Source organism: Klebsiella sp. TF21-TM (assembly GCF_019753495.1).
GTDB classification, from domain to species: domain Bacteria; phylum Pseudomonadota; class Gammaproteobacteria; order Enterobacterales; family Enterobacteriaceae; genus Klebsiella; species Klebsiella quasipneumoniae.
The window spans coordinates 86,449-104,366 of sequence record NZ_JAIJYL010000018.1 but is presented as its reverse complement, the minus strand read 5'-3'; the positions used below and the strand labels follow the sequence as shown (position 1 = coordinate 104,366).

The following is a 17,918-nucleotide window of genomic DNA, read 5'->3' as shown; positions in this document are numbered from 1 at the left end:
CGGGAATAGCTCAGTTGGTAGAGCACGACCTTGCCAAGGTCGGGGTCGCGAGTTCGAGTCTCGTTTCCCGCTCCAAATTTTCTTCCATCTCTTATTTATCCACAGTGCAATCCAGCGCCGGGGATGATTTTCGTTTGGTCTGCAGAAATACTGTGAACAGAGTTATCCACAGGTTGTCGTTTCGTCTCTGACGGCGTAAATGCTTCGCTTTGTAAATAATATCTTTATATCTAATTGAAATTTAACAATTAAATTTCATTTCGAAATGTTAATCCGATCACTTGACCTCGGTCTGCGCCTTGAAACGCAATGTGTTTTAGATTTTATTCACAGCCTGTGAATGAATCAGGCGTCGCGCGGCAGCCCTTTCTCTACCACCCTGACCAGACGTAATTTTTTCGGCAGCTGTACTTCAACGGCGTCGGCGCTCCGTTTTTTCAGCTGCTGGGCCATCGCCCACTCAATGTGTTCGTCGAGAAGCGGGTGCTCGCCCAGGCGACTCTCCAGCGCGCGAAGATGGGCTTCATCCCAGGGCGCATTACCCAGCGCGACGGCGATATTACGCAGCCAGCGCAGGTGACCAATGCGACGAATCGCCGACCCTTCGGTCACCTTCAGAAACCACGCTTCGCTCCAGGCGAACAGCTCCACCAGCGGCGGGGCATGCAGCGCCTGGCGCGGACTGAAATCCTCTTCATCGGTGAGCTGTGAGAAACGGTTCCACGGACAGATGAGCTGGCAGTCGTCACAGCCATAGATCCGGTTGCCGATGAGCGGACGGAATTCCTCCGGGATCGCGCCTTCCAGTTCGATGGTGAGATAGGAGATGCAGCGGCGGGCGTCGACGGTATAGGGCTCGACGATGGCCCCGGTGGGGCAGATGGTCATGCAGGCGACGCAGCGTCCACACTCCTCCGCGACCGGGCTGTCGACCGGCAGGGGCAGGTCAATCAGCAGTTCGCCGAGGAAAAAGAAGGAGCCGGCGTCGCGGCTTAAGATAAGTGAGTGCTTACCTGTCCATCCAAGGCCCGCTTTTTCTGCGATGGGCCGCTCCAGGATAGGCGCGGAATCGACAAAAGGTCTAAAATTGAGCGAAGCACACTGTTCCTGAATCTTCTCACCCAGTTTTTTCAGGCGATTACGTAGCAGCTTATGATAATCACGCCCAAGGGCATAACGGCTGACGTAACCCAGCGCGGGATCTTTCAGGGTGCGGGCAAAGGCGGCGTTGGCGGGCAGATAGTTCATCCGCACGCTGATGACGCGTAACGTACCGGGCAGCAGTTCGTGGGGGCGGGCGCGCATCATACCGTGACGGGCCATCCACTCCATTTCGCCGTGGTATTGTTTATCCAGCCATGCCTGCAGTTTGGGTTCACTGGCGCTAAGGTCGGTATCGGCGATACCGACCTGCTGGAACCCGAGCTCTGTGCCCCATTGTTTGATTTGTTGCGCTAACTGAACGAGATCGAGGGGCTGTGACATGATGGACCATACAATGACGAAAAACCCTGACAGTATACCATACAACATTTGGCCTGCGGAGGCGCTGCGCCTGGCCGAACGAGAGGCGGCGGACAGCCTGGGACTGACGCTGTTTGAACTGATGCAGCGCGCGGGCGAGGCGGCGTTCCAGCTGGCCAGCCGCGCTTTTCCTGACAGCGCGCACTGGCTGATCCTCTGCGGGCATGGCAACAACGGCGGCGACGGATATGTCGTCGCGCGTCTGGCCCAGGCCGCCGGGCGGCGGGTGACGCTGCTGGCGGTGGAGAGTGACAACCCGCTGCCGGAAGAGGCGCAGGCGGCGCGGGAGGCATGGCTTAACGCCGGCGGCGTGATCCATGCGGACACTGTCCCCTGGCCAGACGATATCTCACTGATTATTGACGGCCTGCTTGGCACCGGGTTGCGCAGTGCGCCGCGCGAATCCATCGCGGCGCTCATCCACCAGGCGAACCACCATCCTGCGCCTGTGGTGGCTCTGGATATCCCTTCCGGCCTGAATGCGCAGACCGGCGCGACGCCGGGGGCGGTCATTCAGGCCGACCATACGCTGACGTTTATTGCCCTCAAGCCGGGGCTGCTGACCGGCAAGGCGCGGGATGTCGTCGGGCAGCTCCACCATCATGCGCTGGGGCTTGAGCGCTGGCTCGCCGGACAAAGTACTCCCCTGACGCGGTTTTGCGCCGCCCACCTTGCCGACTGGCTGCCGCCGCGCCGGGCTACCTCCCATAAGGGCGATCACGGCAAGCTGGCGATCGTCGGCGGCGATCGCGGCACGGCAGGCGCGATTCGCATGTGCGGTGAAGCGGCTTTACGCGCCGGCGCAGGACTGGTGCGAGTACTCACTCACCCTGAGAACGTGGCGCCCATTGTCACCGCCCGGCCGGAATTAATGGTGGATGAACTGACGCCGCAGACCCTGAAAGCCGCGCTGGAATGGGCGGATGTGGTGGCGATTGGCCCGGGCCTGGGGCAGAACGAGTGGGGACGCAGCGCCCTGCGCATGGTGGAAAGTGTTAACAAACCGATGGTCTGGGACGCAGACGCGCTGAACCTGCTGGCATTCAATCCCGATAAACGTCACAATCGCGTGCTGACGCCGCACCCCGGCGAAGCGGCCCGTCTGCTGAACGTCAGCGTGGCAGAAATTGAAAGCGATCGCTTACTTTCTGCGCAGCGTCTGGTAAAACGGTATGGCGGCGTGGTCGTGCTGAAAGGCGCGGGCACGGTGGTGGCCAGTGAAAGCGGGGCGATGGGCATTATCGACGCCGGCAATGCCGGGATGGCCAGCGGCGGAATGGGCGATGTGCTCACTGGCATTATCGCCGCATTGTTAGGACAGCACCTGACGCCGTATGATGCTGCCTGTGCCGGGTGCGTCGCGCATGGCGATGCCGCCGACCGACTGGCCGCCCGCGAGGGCACCCGCGGCATGCTGGCGACCGATCTCTTTTCCACGCTCAGGCGTGTTGTTAACCCGGATGTGATTGACGTAGACCATGATTAACCGAGTGATTCCTTTACCCGATGAGCAGGCCACGCTGGCCCTGGGCGACCGTATTGCGCAGGCCTGTACCGGCGCCACCGTGATTTACCTGTATGGTGACTTAGGCGCGGGGAAAACCACCTTTAGCCGCGGCTTTTTACAGGCGCTCGGTCACCGCGGCAATGTCAAAAGCCCAACCTATACCCTGGTGGAGCCGTACACCCTCGACAAACTGATGGTGTATCACTTCGATCTCTACCGCCTGGCGGATCCTGAGGAGCTGGAATTTATGGGGATCCGCGATTATTTTGCCGACGATGCCATCTGCCTGGTGGAATGGCCGCAGCAAGGCGCAGGTGTCCTGCCTGACCCGGACGTTGAAATTCACCTTGATTACCAGGCACAAGGGCGTGAGGCGCGCATGACCGCGATCTCCTCACGGGGTGAATCTTTACTGGCGCGTTTAGCCATTTAGCCTGAAGGATGACGGGATGAAGTATCGCATAACCACCTGGCTTGCCGCTGCGCTGATGCTGTCGAGTCTTCACGCCACTGCGGCGAGTTTATCCGATATCCAGGTCTCCAACGGAGACCAGCAGGCCCGTATTACTCTTAGCTTTGTCGGTGAACCGGAGTATTCCTTTACCCCGCAGGGCAAACGACTGGTGGCGCTGGATATCAAGCAGACCGGCGTATTGCAGGGACTGCCGCTGAAATTTAGCGGCAGCAACCTGGTGAAGAGTATTCGCGCCGGTACGCCGCAGGATACGCAGACGCTGCGTCTGCTGGTGGATCTGACGGAAGATGGCAAAACCCGGGCGGTGAAGCAGCAGAACGGGGCGAATTACACGGTGGTCTTTACCATCAACGCCGACGCGCCGCCACCGCCACCGCCGCCGCCTCCTGTGGTGGTGAAACGGGCCGACCCGCCGCCGGTAATGCCTTCCCGGACGGCGACGGCGGGACGCAATCCGTTTAGCTCGTCGGGCCACGATCGGCAGACGGTGATGACCCCCTCTCAGCCGGCGATGACCAACAATCAGACCGTGACCCGTCCGGCGGCCCGCACGGTGTCGGCGCAGGATAAGGTGATTATCGCCATCGACGCCGGGCACGGCGGTCAGGATCCTGGCGCGATTGGTCCGAATGGCACCAAAGAGAAGAACGTGACTATCGCTATCGCGCGCAAGCTGCGGGCGCTGCTGAACGCCGATCCGCAGTTTAAACCGGTGCTGACCCGTGACGGGGATTACTTTATTTCGGTAATGGGGCGCTCGGATGTGGCGCGTAAGCAAAACGCCAACTTCCTCGTCTCAATCCATGCCGACGCCGCGCCAAACCGCGATGCCACCGGCGCCTCGGTATGGGTGCTCTCGAACCGTCGCGCCAACAGTGAAATGGCCGGCTGGCTGGAGCAGCATGAGAAGCAGTCTGAACTGCTCGGCGGCGCGGGCGATGTGCTGGCGAACAGCCAGGCCGATCCCTACCTGAGCCAGGCGGTGCTGGATCTGCAGTTCGGTCACTCCCAGCGCGTCGGCTACGATGTGGCGACCAACGTACTCAGCCAGCTGCAGCGGATTGGCAATCTGCATAAGCGCCGTCCTGAGCATGCCAGCCTCGGCGTACTGCGCTCGCCGGACATTCCGTCGATCCTCGTGGAAACAGGCTTTATCAGTAACAACGGGGAAGAACGGCTACTGGGGAGCGATGATTACCAGGAGCAGATTGCGGAGGCGATTTACAACGGTCTGCGCAACTACTTTATGCAGCATCCGCTGCAGTCTGCGCCTCGCGGCGAGGCGGCGCAGACCGCCAGCGCCGCAGCGCCAGGCGGGATGTTGATTAACTAAGGAGCAGGGGATGCCGATTCAGGTTCTGCCGCCGCAGCTCGCCAACCAGATTGCCGCCGGCGAAGTGGTGGAACGGCCCGCGTCGGTGGTGAAAGAGCTGGTTGAAAACAGCCTTGATGCGGGCGCCACGCGAATTGATATTGATATCGAACGCGGCGGCGCGAAGCTCATTCGCATTCGCGATAACGGCTGCGGCATCAAAAAAGACGAGCTGGCGCTGGCCCTGGCTCGCCACGCGACCAGCAAAATCGCCTCGCTCGACGATCTCGAAGCCATTATCAGCCTCGGTTTTCGCGGCGAAGCGCTGGCCAGTATCAGCTCGGTGGCGCGCCTGACGCTCACCTCGCGCACGGCGGAACAGCAGGAAGCCTGGCAGGCGTATGCCGAAGGCCGCGATCAGGCGGTGACGGTGAAGCCGGCGGCGCATCCGGTCGGCACCACCCTGGAAGTCCTCGATCTGTTCTACAACACCCCGGCGCGGCGCAAATTTATGCGCACCGAAAAGACCGAGTTCGGCCACATTGACGAGGTGGTCCGCCGCATTGCGCTGGCGCGCTTCGACGTCACCATCAACCTCAGCCATAACGGCAAGGTGATGCGCCAGTATCGGGCAGTCGCTCAGGATGGCCAGCGGGAGCGGCGGCTGGGAACCATCTGTGGCGCCGCCTTTCTTGAACATGCCCTGGCGATTGAGTGGCAGCATGGCGATCTGACTCTGCGCGGCTGGGTCGCCGATCCGCTGCATACCACCCCTGCGCTGGCGGAAATTCAGTATTGCTACGTTAACGGGCGGATGATGCGCGACCGGCTGATCAACCACGCTATCCGCCAGGCCTGTGAAGACAAGCTGGGGGCCGATCAGCAGCCGGCGTTTGTGCTGTATCTGGAGATCGATCCCCATCAGGTGGATGTGAACGTCCACCCGGCCAAGCATGAGGTGCGTTTCCATCAGTCGCGCCTGGTGCATGACTTTATCTACCAGGGCGTACTGAGCGTGCTGCAGCAGCAACTTGACGCGCCGCAGGCGGAAAAAGACGACCCGCCGGCGCCCCGTGCGATGCCGGAGAACCGGATCGCGGCGGGCGGCAACCAGTTTGCGCGGCCGTCGGAAGCGCGTGAACCGGCAACCCGTTTCAGCATCACGCCATCGCGTGAGCCTGCGGCCTCCAGCGGCAGGCCGGGCGGCGCGAGCTGGCCGCACGCGCAGCCGGGTTACCAGAAGCAGCAAGGGGCGCTTTATCGTCAGTTGCTCGACACGCCAACGGCGCCAAAGCCCGCGTTACAGACTCCGGGCACGGCGGAACTGGCCGGTCACAGCCAGAGCTTTGGCAGAGTGCTGACGATTGTGAGCCGCGACTGCGCGCTGCTCGAGCGCGAGGGCGGCCTGGCGCTGCTGTCGTTGACCGTTGCCGAGCGCTGGCTGCGCCAGGCGCAGTTAACCCCGGGAGCAGAGGCCGTCTGTGCCCAGCCGCTGTTGATCCCCCTGCGGTTAAAAGTGACGGAAGGGGAAAAACAGGCGCTGGCCGCCGCGCAGTCGGCGCTGACGCAGCTGGGGATCGATATGCATACCGATGCCCTGCACGTGACGGTGCGCGCGGTCCCTTTACCCTTAAGACAACAAAATTTACAAATCTTGATTCCTGAACTGATAGGCTACCTGGCGCAGCAAAACGCATTCGACGTCGGCAATATCGCCCAATGGATGGCGCGTAATCTGACGAGCGAACAGACGTCATGGAATATGGCGCAGGCGATTGCGCTGCTGGCGGACGTTGAGCGTCTTTGCCCGCAGCTGGTGAGAACGCCGCCGGGTGGCCTGTTACAACCTGTAGATCTCCATTCGGCGATGAATGCCCTGAAAGATGAATGATGTAACCGAGGCGAGCCTGCCCAAGGCAATTTTTTTAATGGGCCCGACGGCCTCCGGCAAAACCGCGCTGGCGATAGCCTTACGTAAAGTTTTGCCAGTAGAGTTGATTAGTGTTGATTCCGCCCTCATTTATCGGGGAATGGATATTGGCACCGCCAAACCGGATGCCGCAGAGCTGAGCGCCGCGCCGCACCGGCTGCTGGATATTTTGGATCCTGCAGAGGCCTATTCCGCGGCGGATTTTCGCCGCGATGCGCTGGCGGCGATGGCGGAAATTGTCGCCGCCGGGCGAATTCCGCTGTTAGTCGGCGGGACGATGTTGTATTTCAAAGCGTTGCTGGAAGGATTGTCGCCCTTACCGTCCGCTGACCCAGAGGTCAGAGCGCGGATTGAGCGGCAGGCCGCAGAGCAGGGGTGGAACGCGTTACATCAGCAGTTACAGGAGATCGATCCCGTGGCGGCTGCGCGTATTCATCCAAATGATCCGCAAAGGCTTTCCCGGGCACTGGAAGTTTTTTTCATTTCGGGTAAAACTTTAACGGAACTGACGCAAACGTCAGGAGACGCTCTGCCATATCAGGTGCATCAGTTCGCCATCGCCCCGGCGAGCCGTGAACTGCTCCATCAACGCATAGAACAGCGTTTTCATCAGATGTTAGCTTCAGGTTTTGAAGCAGAAGTACGGGCGCTTTTTGCCCGCGGAGATTTGCATACGGATATGCCTTCCATCCGTTGTGTCGGATACCGCCAGATGTGGTCATATCTCAATGGCGAGATCCCATATGATGAGATGGTTTATCGAGGTGTTTGCGCCACGAGACAGTTAGCCAAACGTCAGGTCACCTGGCTGCGCGGTTGGGAAGGTGTGCATTGGTTAGACAGTGAACAACCTGAACAAGCGCTCAACAAAGTATTACAGGTTGTTGGTGCGAGCCAGAACTGAACGTGTACAATTAAACGGTATCGTGCGTAATTTTTTTTGAGAATCGTAAGGTTCTGAGTACAAAACAAGCATACATATAAGGAAAAGAGAGAATGGCTAAGGGGCAATCTTTACAAGATCCGTTCCTGAACGCTTTGCGTCGGGAACGCGTTCCGGTTTCTATTTATTTGGTGAATGGTATCAAGCTGCAAGGGCAAATTGAGTCTTTCGATCAGTTCGTGATCCTGTTGAAGAACACGGTCAGCCAGATGGTCTATAAGCACGCAATTTCTACTGTTGTCCCGTCTCGCCCGGTGTCTCACCACAGCAACAATGCTGGCGGCGGTTCCAGTAACTATCACCACGGTGGTAGCGCGCAGGGCTCTTCTGCGCCACAACAAGACAGCGACGACGCCGAATAAGGCTAGTGCTGTTTTTCCACGCCGGGGAGCCAGGTTTTCTGCGTTCCCCGCTGGTATTTTATAAGGGGTTTACGCTTGTTTGACCGTTATGACGCCGGTGAGCAGGCGGTACTGGTACACATCTATTTTTCGCAAGACAAAGATATGGAAGACCTCCAGGAGTTTGAAACTCTGGCCTCTTCCGCCGGTGTCGAAGCAATGCAGGTGATTACCGGTAGCCGTAAAGCACCGCACCCGAAGTATTTTGTTGGTGAAGGTAAGGCAGTCGAAATTGCGGAAGCCGTTAAAGCGACCGGCGCTTCGGTCGTGCTCTTCGATCATGCCCTGAGTCCGGCGCAAGAACGCAACCTGGAACGCCTGTGCGAATGCCGGGTTATCGATCGTACCGGTCTTATTTTAGATATTTTCGCTCAGCGCGCGCGCACCCATGAAGGGAAACTGCAGGTCGAGCTGGCGCAGCTGCGCCATATGGCGACCCGCCTTGTCCGCGGCTGGACCCACCTTGAAAGACAAAAGGGCGGGATCGGTTTGCGTGGCCCGGGTGAAACCCAGCTCGAAACTGACCGTCGTTTATTGCGTAACCGCATCATGCAGATCCTGTCGCGGCTGGAAAAAGTCGAAAAGCAGCGTGAGCAGGGGCGGCGGTCGCGCGCGAAAGCCGATATTCCAACCGTGTCGCTGGTGGGCTACACCAACGCCGGAAAATCAACGCTCTTTAACCAGATCACCGCCGCCGAGGTCTATGCCGCGAACCAGCTGTTCGCGACCCTGGACCCGACGCTGCGCCGCATTGACGTCCCTGACGTCGGCGAAACGGTGCTGGCCGATACCGTCGGCTTTATTCGCCACCTGCCGCACGATCTGGTGGCCGCGTTTAAAGCGACGTTGCAGGAGACGCGTCAGGCGACGCTGCTGCTGCATGTGATTGACGCGGCGGATGTCCGCGTGCAGGAAAACATTGATGCGGTAAATACGGTTCTCGCTGAAATTGAGGCCGATGAGATCCCGGCGCTGCTGGTGATGAACAAAATCGACATGCTGGACGATTTTGAACCGCGCATCGATCGCGACGATGAAAATAAACCGATTCGGGTCTGGCTTTCCGCTCAGACCGGGGTTGGCGTACCACTGCTTTTTCAGGCGTTAACGGAGCGCCTTTCCGGTGAAGTGGCCCAGCATACGCTGCGCTTACCGCCGAAAGAAGGGCGACTGAGAAGCCGTTTCTATCAGCTTCAGGCGATAGAAAAAGAGTGGATGGAGGATGACGGCAGCGTGAGTCTGCAGGTGCGCATGCCGATCGTTGACTGGCGGCGCCTCTGTAAGCAAGAGCCAACGCTTGTTGACTATGTGGTTTGACCTTGCAGCTTGCCTGAAGATATTGACCCCTGTGGGGATATCAAAAACAAATATGGAGCATATACATGGCGTGGAATCAGCCCGGTAATAACGGACAGGACCGCGACCCGTGGGGGAGCAGCAAACCTGGCGGCAACTCTGAGGGAAATGGCAACAAAGGCGGTCGCGAGCAGGGGCCGCCGGATCTGGATGATATCTTCCGCAAGTTAAGTAAAAAACTTGGCGGGCTCGGCGGCGGCAAGGGCGGACTGGGCGGCGGCAATAGCGCGCAGGGACCTCGCGGACCGATGGGCGGGCGTATTGTCGGCATCGTTGCCGCGGCGGCAGTGATTATCTGGGCGGCCAGCGGTTTCTATACTATTAAAGAAGCCGAACGCGGCGTGGTCACCCGTTTTGGTAAGTTCAGCCATCTGGTTGAGCCGGGCCTGAACTGGAAGCCGACCTTTATCGATAACGTGCAGGCAGTAAACGTGGAGTCGGTACGTGAACTGGCGGCGTCCGGCGTCATGTTGACCTCTGACGAAAACGTGGTGCGCGTTGAGATGAACGTGCAGTACCGCGTCACCGATCCGGAGCGCTATCTGTTTAGCGTCACCAGCGCGGACGACAGCCTGCGTCAGGCCACCGACAGCGCGCTGCGCGGGGTGATCGGTAAATACACCATGGATCGCATTCTGACCGAAGGTCGTACCGTGATCCGTAGCGATACTCAGCGTGAGCTGGAAGAGACGATTCGCCCGTACAACATGGGCATCACTCTGCTGGACGTCAACTTCCAGACGGCACGTCCGCCGGAAGAGGTGAAAGCCGCGTTTGACGATGCCATTGCCGCGCGTGAGAACGAACAGCAGTACATTCGTGAAGCGGAGGCTTACACCAACGAAGTCCAGCCGCGCGCGAATGGTCAGGCGCAGCGTATCCTCGAAGAGGCACGCGCCTATAAGACCCAGACCGTCCTGGAAGCCCAGGGTGAAGTGGCTCGCTTTGCTAAGATCTTGCCGGAATACAAAGCCGCGCCGGAGATTACCCGCGAGCGTCTGTACATCGAAACGATGGAAAAAGTGCTGAGCCACACCCGTAAAGTGCTGGTTAATGACAGCAAAAACGGCAATCTGATGGTTCTGCCGCTGGACCAGATGCTGAAAGGCGCCGCTGCGCCGGCAGCAAAGAGCGATAGCAGTGACGCCAGCGATCTGCTGCGTCTGCCGCCTGCATCCAGCACTGGCAGCGCCAGCACCTCATCAACCTCGAGCTCAACCGGGGGTAGCATTATGGACCAACGCCGCGCTAACGCGCAGCGTAACGACTACCAGCGTCAGGGGGAATAACGATGCGTAAATCTGTTATCGCGATCATTGTCATCGTGCTGGTAGTGCTCTACATGTCAGTCTTTGTCGTGAAGGAGGGCGAGCGCGGTATCACGCTGCGTTTCGGTAAAGTTCTGCGTGACGACGAAAACAAGCCGCTGGTATATGCGCCAGGCCTGCACTTCAAGATCCCGTTTATCGAATCGGTGAAAATGCTGGATGCGCGTATTCAGACCATGGATAACCAGGCTGACCGATTTGTCACCAAAGAGAAGAAAGACCTGATCGTCGACTCCTATATTAAATGGCGCATCAGCGACTTCAGCCGTTACTACCTGGCCACCGGCGGCGGCGACGTCTCCCAGGCAGAGGTGCTGCTGAAGCGTAAATTCTCGGACCGTCTGCGTTCTGAAATCGGCCGTCTGGATGTGAAAGACATCGTCACCGACTCCCGTGGCCGTCTGACGCTGGAAGTGCGTGATGCGCTGAACTCAGGGTCGGCCGGTACGGAAGACGAGGTTAGCACGCCGGCAGCTGACGACGCGATTGCCAAAGCGGCAGAGCGCGTGGAAGCTGAAACCAACGGCAAAGTGCAGGTGATCAACCCGAACAGTATGGCGGCGCTGGGTATTGAAGTCGTCGACGTGCGTATCAAGCAGATCAACCTGCCGGCGGAAGTGTCGGAAGCGATCTACAACCGTATGCGCGCGGAGCGTGAAGCGGTTGCTCGTCGCCACCGTTCACAGGGTCAGGAAGAGGCGGAAAAACTGCGCGCGACCGCGGACTATGAAGTCACCAAGACGCTGGCGGAAGCCGAGCGCCAGGGCCGTATCCTGCGTGGTGAAGGCGATGCGGAATCGGCAAAACTGTTTGCCGACGCGTTCAGCCAGGATCCGGGCTTCTATTCCTTTATTCGTAGCCTGCGCGCCTATGAGAAGAGCTTCCAGAGCAATCAGGATGTCATGGTCCTGAGCCCGGATAGCGATTTCTTCCGCTATATGCGTTCACCGGATTCGGTGCGTAAATAAGTCGAAGATGACAGTAACCTACAGTGGTTAATGCAAAAAGGCGCCTGAGACAGGCGCCTTTTTTTATGCTACGACGGCGTGAATTAGTTGCCGAGCAGCTTGTTCAGCAGGCCACCGATCACCGGCAGGCTCGCCAGCGTACTCTCGATGGTGCCGCCGATAGATGAGCCAACGCTTTCGCCCAGGGTTTTGCCCAGGTCCGGCGCCAGATCGGCCAGATTAATGGTGCCAAGCAGCGGCAGGTTGATGCTCAGGGCATCGGTGCCCATCGTCCATACGGCGGCGCCGACCTTACTACCTAAGGAGGCCAGGCCATCCTGTAACCAACCTGCGCCGCTCACATTTTCGATTTCAAATGCGGTTAATTCTCTCATGATAATCTTCCTGATTATGTAGACGTACCGGGTTGTAGTACGCGACGGCATAGTTACAGTTTAAAAAATATCCATCAATACAATTAGTTGTGAATTATGTTTCACTTTGCTGGTTCATAATGAAGCTGAAATACGGGACAATGTGAAATGAGTGAATGAATTCACTGTGCTGGCCGATGACGCCTGCGAAGGCGGCGATGATACTTTTCAATTAGGGTTGACGATGAACTCCACCATTTGGCTGGCGCTGGCGCTGGTTTTAGTACTCGAAGGGCTTGGCCCGCTACTTTATCCGCGCGCCTGGCGCAAGATGGTCGCCAGCCTGAGCCAGCTCCCGGATAATTTATTGCGGCGCTTTGGCGGCGGACTTGTGGTTGCCGGGATTGTGATCTACTACATGTTGAGGAAATCGATTGGCTGATCAAAAAGTGGTCGGATTTGCCTTATTTTGGATGCAAAAAGTGCTGTAACTCTGAAAAAGCGATGGTAGAATCCATTTTTAAGCAAACGGTGATTTTGAAAAATGGGTAACAACGTCGTCGTACTGGGCACCCAATGGGGTGACGAAGGTAAAGGGAAGATCGTCGATCTCCTGACAGAACGGGCTAAATATGTTGTGCGCTACCAGGGTGGTCACAACGCCGGCCATACTCTCGTAATCAACGGTGAAAAAACCGTTCTCCATCTTATTCCATCAGGCATTCTGCGTGAAAACGTCACCAGCATCATCGGTAACGGCGTCGTGCTGTCTCCGGCTGCGCTGATGAAAGAGATGAAGGGCCTGGAAGACCGTGGTATCCCGGTTCGCGAGCGTCTGCTGCTCTCTGAAGCCTGCCCGCTTATCCTTGACTATCACGTGGCGCTGGACGTGGCACGTGAAAAAGCGCGCGGCGCGAAGGCGATCGGCACCACCGGTCGCGGCATCGGCCCGGCTTACGAAGATAAAGTCGCTCGTCGCGGTCTGCGCGTTGGCGATCTGTTCGATAAAGCAACCTTCGCCGATAAACTGAAAGAAGTGATGGAATATCACAACTTCCAGCTGGTGAACTTCTACAAAGCAGAAGCCGTTGACTACCAGAAAGTGCTGGACGATGTGATGGCGATTGCCGACATCCTGACCGGCATGGTGGTGGACGTTTCCGACCTGCTGGATCAGGCGCGTAAACGTGGCGACTTCGTGATGTTCGAAGGCGCGCAGGGCACGCTGCTGGATATCGACCATGGTACTTATCCGTACGTAACCTCTTCCAACACCACCGCCGGTGGCGTGGCGACCGGCTCCGGCCTGGGCCCGCGTTATGTGGATTACGTTCTGGGTATCATCAAAGCTTACTCGACTCGCGTAGGCGCGGGTCCGTTCCCGACCGAGCTGTTTGATGAAACCGGCGAGTTCCTCTGCAAGCAGGGTAACGAATTCGGCGCCACCACCGGTCGTCGTCGTCGTACCGGCTGGCTGGACGCCGTCGCGGTTCGTCGCGCGGTGCAGATTAACTCCCTGTCCGGCTTCTGCCTGACTAAACTGGACGTCCTCGACGGCCTGAAAGAAGTGAAAATCTGCGTTGGCTACCGTATGCCGGATGGCCGCGAAGTGACCACCACTCCGCTGGCAGCCGACAACTGGGAAGGTATCGAGCCTATCTACGAAACCATGCCGGGCTGGTCTGAAACCACCTTCGGCGTGAAAGAGCGCAGCGGCCTGCCGCAGGCAGCGCTGAACTACATCCAGCGTATTGAAGAGCTGACCGGCGTTCCGGTTGATATCATCTCTACCGGTCCAGACCGTACCGAGACCATGATTCTGCGCGACCCGTTCGACGCATAATCACTCGCAAGGGGCGCCGTTCGGGCGCCCTTGTTTTTGCTGTTCGCCCGCCCCATTTTAAATAAATTAGCGGCCTGAGCGCTGGCTGGTTTATCATCAATAATAATGATGTCGCTCGACATACCCTGTTTTCTTTTCCCTGAGGTTTATGTGCAGTTAACGAGTTTCACCGATTACGGACTACGGGCGCTGATTTATATGGCGTCGCTGCCGGAAGGACGGATGACCAGTATCTCGGAAGTGACCGAGGTCTATGGCGTCTCCCGTAATCATATGGTTAAAATAATCAATCAGTTAAGTCGCATGGGCTATGTAACTGCCGTGCGGGGGAAGAACGGGGGCATTCGCCTCGGCAAACCAGCAGGACAGATCCGCGTCGGTGACGTGGTGCGCGACCTTGAACCCTTATCGCTGGTCAACTGCAGCAGCGAGTTTTGCCACATTACACCAGCCTGTCGTTTGAAACAGGCGCTAGCTGAAGCCGCGCAGAGTTTTCTCAAGGAACTGGATAACTATACGCTGGCTGATTTGGTTGAGAAGAATCAACCGCTTTATAAATTATTGCTGGTGGAGTGACGCCACTCTGCCGGAGATGACAACGGAGGAACCGATATGTCACAAGATCCATTCCAGGAACGCGAAGCTGAGAAGTACGCGAACCCAATCCCGAGCCGGGAATTTATCCTCGAACATTTAACCAAACGGGAAAAGCCTGCCAGCCGCGATGAGCTGGCCATCGAGTTAAATATCGAGGGCGAAGAGCAAACCGAAGCGCTGCGCCGCCGCCTGCGCGCGATGGAGCGCGACGGTCAGCTGGTCTTCACCCGCCGTCAGTGCTATGCGCTGCCGGAGCGCCTTGATCTCCTCAAAGGTACCGTTATCGGCCACCGCGATGGCTATGGTTTCCTGCGCGTTGAAGGGCGCAAAGACGATCTCTACCTGTCGTCAGAGCAGATGAAAACCTGTATTCATGGCGACCAGGTGCTGGCCCAACCGCTGGGCGCGGACCGTAAGGGCCGCCGCGAAGCGCGCATTGTCCGCGTCCTGGTGCCGAAAACCAGCCAGATTGTTGGCCGCTACTTTACCGACGCTGGCGTCGGTTTCGTCGTCCCGGACGACAGTCGCCTGAGCTTCGATATCCTGATCCCGCCGGAAGAGATTATGGGCGCGCGGATGGGCTACGTGGTGGTGGTCGAGCTGACCCAGCGCCCGACCCGCCGCACCAAAGCCGTGGGGAAAATCGTCGAAGTGCTGGGCGACAACATGGGTACCGGCATGGCCGTCGATATGGCGCTGCGCACCCATGAAATTCCATACGTCTGGCCGCCGGCGGTAGAAAACCAGGTTTCCGGCCTGAAAGAGCAGGTGCCGGAAGAGGCGAAAGCCGGGCGCGTCGATCTGCGCTCCCTGCCGCTGGTCACCATTGACGGCGAAGATGCCCGCGACTTCGATGACGCGGTGTACTGCGAGAAGAAACGCGGCGGCGGCTGGCGCCTGTGGGTAGCCATTGCCGACGTCAGCTACTACGTGCGTCCGGGGACGCCGCTGGACGCTGAAGCGCGCAGCCGCGGAACCTCGGTCTACTTCCCGTCGCAGGTGGTGCCGATGCTGCCGGAAGTGCTGTCTAACGGTCTGTGCTCGCTGAACCCGCAGGTCGATCGCCTGTGCATGGTGTGCGAGATGACGATTTCGTCAAAAGGCCGTCTGACCGGTTATAAATTCTATGAAGCGGTGATGAGTTCACATGCTCGCCTGACCTATACCAAGGTGTGGCATATGCTGCAGGGCGACCAGGAGCTGCGTGAGCACTACGCGCCGCTGGTGAAGCATATTGAAGAACTGCATAACCTCTACAAGGTGCTGGATGGCGCCCGCGAAGAGCGCGGCGGTATCTCATTTGAAAGTGAAGAAGCTAAATTCATCTTCAACGCCGAGCGCCGTATCGAGCGTATCGAACAGACCCAGCGTAACGATGCGCACAAGCTGATTGAAGAGTGCATGATCCTGGCGAACATCTCCGCTGCGCGCTTCGTTGAGAAGGCGCAGGAGCCGGCGCTGTTCCGTATTCACGATAAGCCGAGCACCGAGGCGATTACCGCGTTCCGCAGCGTGCTGGCGGAGCTGGGTCTGGAACTGCCGGGCGGCAACAAGCCGGAGCCGCGCGATTACGCAGAACTGCTGACCTCCATCGCCGATCGCCCGGATGCGGAAATGCTGCAGACGATGCTCCTGCGGTCGATGAAGCAGGCGGTCTACGATCCGGAAAACCGCGGCCACTTTGGCCTCGCGCTGCAGTCCTATGCCCACTTCACCTCGCCGATCCGTCGTTACCCGGATCTGTCGCTGCACCGCGCCATCAAATATCTGCTGGCTAAAGAGCAGGGGCATAAAGGCAATAGCACGGAGACCGGCGGCTGGCACTACAGCATGGAAGAGATGCTGCAGCTGGGCGAGCACTGCTCGATGACCGAACGTCGCGCCGATGAAGCGACGCGCGAAGTCTCCGACTGGCTGAAGTGTGACTTCATGCAGGATCAGGTAGGCAATATCTTCTCCGGGGTTATCGCCAGCGTAACCGGCTTTGGCTTCTTCGTTCGTCTCAACGATCTGTTTATCGACGGCCTGGTGCATGTTTCCTCCCTCGATAACGACTACTATCGTTTCGACCAGGTGGGGCAGCGTCTGATCGGCGAGTCCGGCGGGCAGACCTATCGCCTGGGCGACCGCGTGGAAGTCCGTGTGGAAGCGGTCAACATGGACGAGCGTAAAATCGACTTTACCCTGATCTCCAGCGAGCGCGCGCCGCGTAATGTCGGCAAAACCGCCCGTGAGAAAGCGAAAAAGAGCACCTCCGGCAAACCGGGCGGCCGTCGTCGTCAGGTTGGTAAGCAAGTGAACTTCGAGCCGGACAGCGCGTTCCGCAAAGAAAAAGACCAGGCGAAAGCGAAGCCGAAAGGCGAGAAGAAAGCGAAAAAACCGTCGGCGAAAACGCAGAAAATCGCCGCCGCGACCAAAGCCAAGCGCGCGGCAAAGAAGAAGAGCGCCGAGTGATTGACCACCCTTCACTCTGAAGTCTGCTGACGCAGAACGGGGTGAAGGGCGGATTACAGAACCTAAAACGAGTACATCAATGAGTGAAATGATTTACGGCATCCATGCGGTGCAGGCACTGCTGGAGCGCGCACCTGAGCGTTTTCAGGAAGTTTATATTCTGAAAGGCCGTGAGGATAAGCGCCTGCTGCCGCTGATCCACGCGCTGGAAGCGCAGGGCGTGGTGATTCAGCTGGCCAACCGCCAGTTCCTCGATGAGAAGAGCGAAGGCGCGGTACACCAGGGGATCATTGCCCGTGTGAAGCCGGGGCGTCAGTATCAGGAGAACGATCTGCCGGATCTGCTGGCGCAGCTCGATCAGCCGTTCCTGTTGATCCTTGACGGCGTGACCGATCCGCATAACCTCGGCGCCTGCCTGCGCAGCGCCGATGCTGCCGGCGTGCACGCGGTGATTGTGCCGAAAGATCGTTCCGCGCAGCTGAATGCGACGGCGAAGAAAGTGGCCTGCGGCGCGGCGGAGAACGTCCCGCTGATCCGCGTCACCAACCTGGCGCGCACCATGCGCCTGCTGCAGGAGGAGAACGTCTGGATCGTCGGAACCGCAGGTGAAGCCGACCATACGCTGTTCCAGAGCAAAATGACCGGGCCGATGGCGCTGGTGATGGGCGCGGAAGGCGAAGGTATGCGCCGCCTGACCCGCGAGCACTGTGATGAGCTGATCAGCATCCCGATGGCGGGCAGCGTCTCCTCGCTGAACGTCTCGGTGGCCACTGGTATCTGCCTGTTTGAGGCGGTACGCCAGCGCAGCTAAGCTGATCCGCTGACGGAACTGAAAAGCCATCCTCCGGGATGGCTTTTTTGTGACCGCTCTCGCGGGCGAGTATCTCCCCGGATAACCATACTTATGGTTATCGCCATTGATGGAGG

General features: G+C 58.6%; 16 protein-coding genes. 14 read left to right on the top strand and 2 right to left on the bottom strand.

Annotation, left to right across the window (positions count from 1 at the left end; translation table 11 throughout):
- Window positions 1-345: 345 nt before the first annotated feature.
- Window positions 346-1,485 (bottom strand): tRNA epoxyqueuosine(34) reductase QueG, encoded by a 1,140-nt coding sequence (gene queG, locus K5R89_RS17625; protein ID WP_032454627.1) that lies wholly within the window; start codon window positions 1,483-1,485, stop codon window positions 346-348.
- 13 nt (window positions 1,486-1,498) lie between these two features.
- Here queG and nnr point away from each other — a divergent pair, with 13 nt between their 5' ends.
- From nnr to hflC, 9 genes are all read left to right on the top strand, one after another.
- Entirely contained in the window at window positions 1,499-3,010 is a 1,512-nt protein-coding gene (gene nnr / locus K5R89_RS17620) for a bifunctional ADP-dependent NAD(P)H-hydrate dehydratase/NAD(P)H-hydrate epimerase (protein ID WP_023291710.1), read from the top strand.
- The gene (gene tsaE, locus K5R89_RS17615) at window positions 3,003-3,464 is read left to right on the top strand and encodes a tRNA (adenosine(37)-N6)-threonylcarbamoyltransferase complex ATPase subunit type 1 TsaE (protein ID WP_032454629.1); all 462 of its coding nucleotides are present in this window, start codon (window positions 3,003-3,005) and stop codon (window positions 3,462-3,464) included. Before nnr ends, tsaE begins: the two co-directional genes overlap by 8 nt.
- Window positions 3,465-3,480: 16 nt before the next feature.
- Complete coding sequence (gene amiB, locus K5R89_RS17610; protein WP_044525185.1) at window positions 3,481-4,839, top strand: N-acetylmuramoyl-L-alanine amidase AmiB; 1,359 nt, start codon at window positions 3,481-3,483, stop codon at window positions 4,837-4,839.
- Window positions 4,840-4,849: 10 nt separating this feature from the next.
- A complete protein-coding gene (gene mutL, locus K5R89_RS17605; RefSeq protein WP_135732771.1) occupies window positions 4,850-6,709 on the top strand; it encodes a DNA mismatch repair endonuclease MutL in 1,860 nt (619 codons plus the stop codon).
- On the top strand, window positions 6,702-7,652 hold the full coding sequence (gene miaA / locus K5R89_RS17600) for a tRNA (adenosine(37)-N6)-dimethylallyltransferase MiaA (protein WP_044525187.1): 951 nt from the start codon (window positions 6,702-6,704) through the stop codon (window positions 7,650-7,652). The genes mutL and miaA overlap by 8 nt, the downstream gene beginning before the upstream one ends.
- 92 nt (window positions 7,653-7,744) lie before the next feature.
- Complete coding sequence (gene hfq / locus K5R89_RS17595) at window positions 7,745-8,053, top strand: RNA chaperone Hfq (RefSeq protein ID WP_002885659.1); 309 nt, start codon at window positions 7,745-7,747, stop codon at window positions 8,051-8,053.
- Window positions 8,054-8,128: 75 nt separating this feature from the next.
- Window positions 8,129-9,409: a ribosome rescue GTPase HflX gene (gene hflX, locus K5R89_RS17590; RefSeq protein ID WP_004146725.1), complete on the top strand. Its 1,281-nt coding sequence runs from the start codon at window positions 8,129-8,131 to the stop codon at window positions 9,407-9,409.
- A 65-nt stretch (window positions 9,410-9,474) separates the two neighbouring features.
- Complete coding sequence (gene hflK, locus K5R89_RS17585; protein ID WP_004206443.1) at window positions 9,475-10,737, top strand: FtsH protease activity modulator HflK; 1,263 nt, start codon at window positions 9,475-9,477, stop codon at window positions 10,735-10,737.
- Between the two features lie 2 nt (window positions 10,738-10,739).
- Window positions 10,740-11,744: a protease modulator HflC gene (gene hflC, locus K5R89_RS17580; RefSeq protein WP_004192484.1), complete on the top strand. Its 1,005-nt coding sequence runs from the start codon at window positions 10,740-10,742 to the stop codon at window positions 11,742-11,744.
- Window positions 11,745-11,827: 83 nt separating this feature from the next.
- On the opposite strand, the gene K5R89_RS17575 is transcribed toward hflC, so the two are convergent.
- Window positions 11,828-12,118: a hypothetical protein gene (locus K5R89_RS17575; RefSeq protein WP_023291715.1), complete on the bottom strand. Its 291-nt coding sequence runs from the start codon at window positions 12,116-12,118 to the stop codon at window positions 11,828-11,830.
- 223 nt (window positions 12,119-12,341) lie between these two features.
- Between K5R89_RS17575 and K5R89_RS17570 the strand changes: the two genes are divergently transcribed.
- The 5 genes from K5R89_RS17570 to rlmB all read left to right on the top strand — a co-directional run bounded on the left by K5R89_RS17570 (window position 12,342) and on the right by rlmB (window position 17,802).
- A complete protein-coding gene (locus K5R89_RS17570) occupies window positions 12,342-12,539 on the top strand; it encodes a DUF2065 domain-containing protein (RefSeq protein ID WP_002885664.1) in 198 nt (65 codons plus the stop codon).
- Window positions 12,540-12,641: 102 nt separating this feature from the next.
- Window positions 12,642-13,940 carry an adenylosuccinate synthase gene (locus tag K5R89_RS17565; RefSeq protein ID WP_012543110.1) on the top strand — a complete coding sequence of 433 codons (1,299 nt, stop codon included), beginning with the start codon at window positions 12,642-12,644 and terminating at the stop codon, window positions 13,938-13,940.
- A gap of 150 nt (window positions 13,941-14,090) precedes the next feature.
- Entirely contained in the window at window positions 14,091-14,516 is a 426-nt protein-coding gene (gene nsrR / locus K5R89_RS17560; RefSeq protein ID WP_002885667.1) for a nitric oxide-sensing transcriptional repressor NsrR, read from the top strand.
- Window positions 14,517-14,552: 36 nt separating this feature from the next.
- Entirely contained in the window at window positions 14,553-16,991 is a 2,439-nt protein-coding gene (gene rnr, locus K5R89_RS17555; protein ID WP_023291716.1) for a ribonuclease R, read from the top strand.
- Window positions 16,992-17,070: 79 nt separating this feature from the next.
- Window positions 17,071-17,802 (top strand): 23S rRNA (guanosine(2251)-2'-O)-methyltransferase RlmB, encoded by a 732-nt coding sequence (gene rlmB, locus K5R89_RS17550; RefSeq protein ID WP_002885669.1) that lies wholly within the window; start codon window positions 17,071-17,073, stop codon window positions 17,800-17,802.
- The last annotated feature ends 116 nt before the right edge of the window (window positions 17,803-17,918 follow it).

Coding starts and splice junctions, on each gene's coding strand:
- hflC (WP_004192484.1), top strand. CDS start 10,740: ATGCGTAAATCTGTTATCGCGATCATTGTCATCGTGCTGGTAGTGCTC.
- miaA (WP_044525187.1), top strand. CDS start 6,702: ATGAATGATGTAACCGAGGCGAGCCTGCCCAAGGCAATTTTTTTAATG.
- rlmB (WP_002885669.1), top strand. CDS start 17,071: ATGAGTGAAATGATTTACGGCATCCATGCGGTGCAGGCACTGCTGGAG.
- tsaE (WP_032454629.1), top strand. CDS start 3,003: ATGATTAACCGAGTGATTCCTTTACCCGATGAGCAGGCCACGCTGGCC.
- amiB (WP_044525185.1), top strand. CDS start 3,481: ATGAAGTATCGCATAACCACCTGGCTTGCCGCTGCGCTGATGCTGTCG.
- rnr (WP_023291716.1), top strand. CDS start 14,553: ATGTCACAAGATCCATTCCAGGAACGCGAAGCTGAGAAGTACGCGAAC.
- queG (WP_032454627.1), bottom strand. CDS start 1,485: ATGTCACAGCCCCTCGATCTCGTTCAGTTAGCGCAACAAATCAAACAA.
- K5R89_RS17570 (WP_002885664.1), top strand. CDS start 12,342: ATGAACTCCACCATTTGGCTGGCGCTGGCGCTGGTTTTAGTACTCGAA.
- mutL (WP_135732771.1), top strand. CDS start 4,850: ATGCCGATTCAGGTTCTGCCGCCGCAGCTCGCCAACCAGATTGCCGCC.
- nnr (WP_023291710.1), top strand. CDS start 1,499: ATGACGAAAAACCCTGACAGTATACCATACAACATTTGGCCTGCGGAG.
- hflK (WP_004206443.1), top strand. CDS start 9,475: ATGGCGTGGAATCAGCCCGGTAATAACGGACAGGACCGCGACCCGTGG.
- K5R89_RS17565 (WP_012543110.1), top strand. CDS start 12,642: ATGGGTAACAACGTCGTCGTACTGGGCACCCAATGGGGTGACGAAGGT.
- hfq (WP_002885659.1), top strand. CDS start 7,745: ATGGCTAAGGGGCAATCTTTACAAGATCCGTTCCTGAACGCTTTGCGT.
- K5R89_RS17575 (WP_023291715.1), bottom strand. CDS start 12,118: ATGAGAGAATTAACCGCATTTGAAATCGAAAATGTGAGCGGCGCAGGT.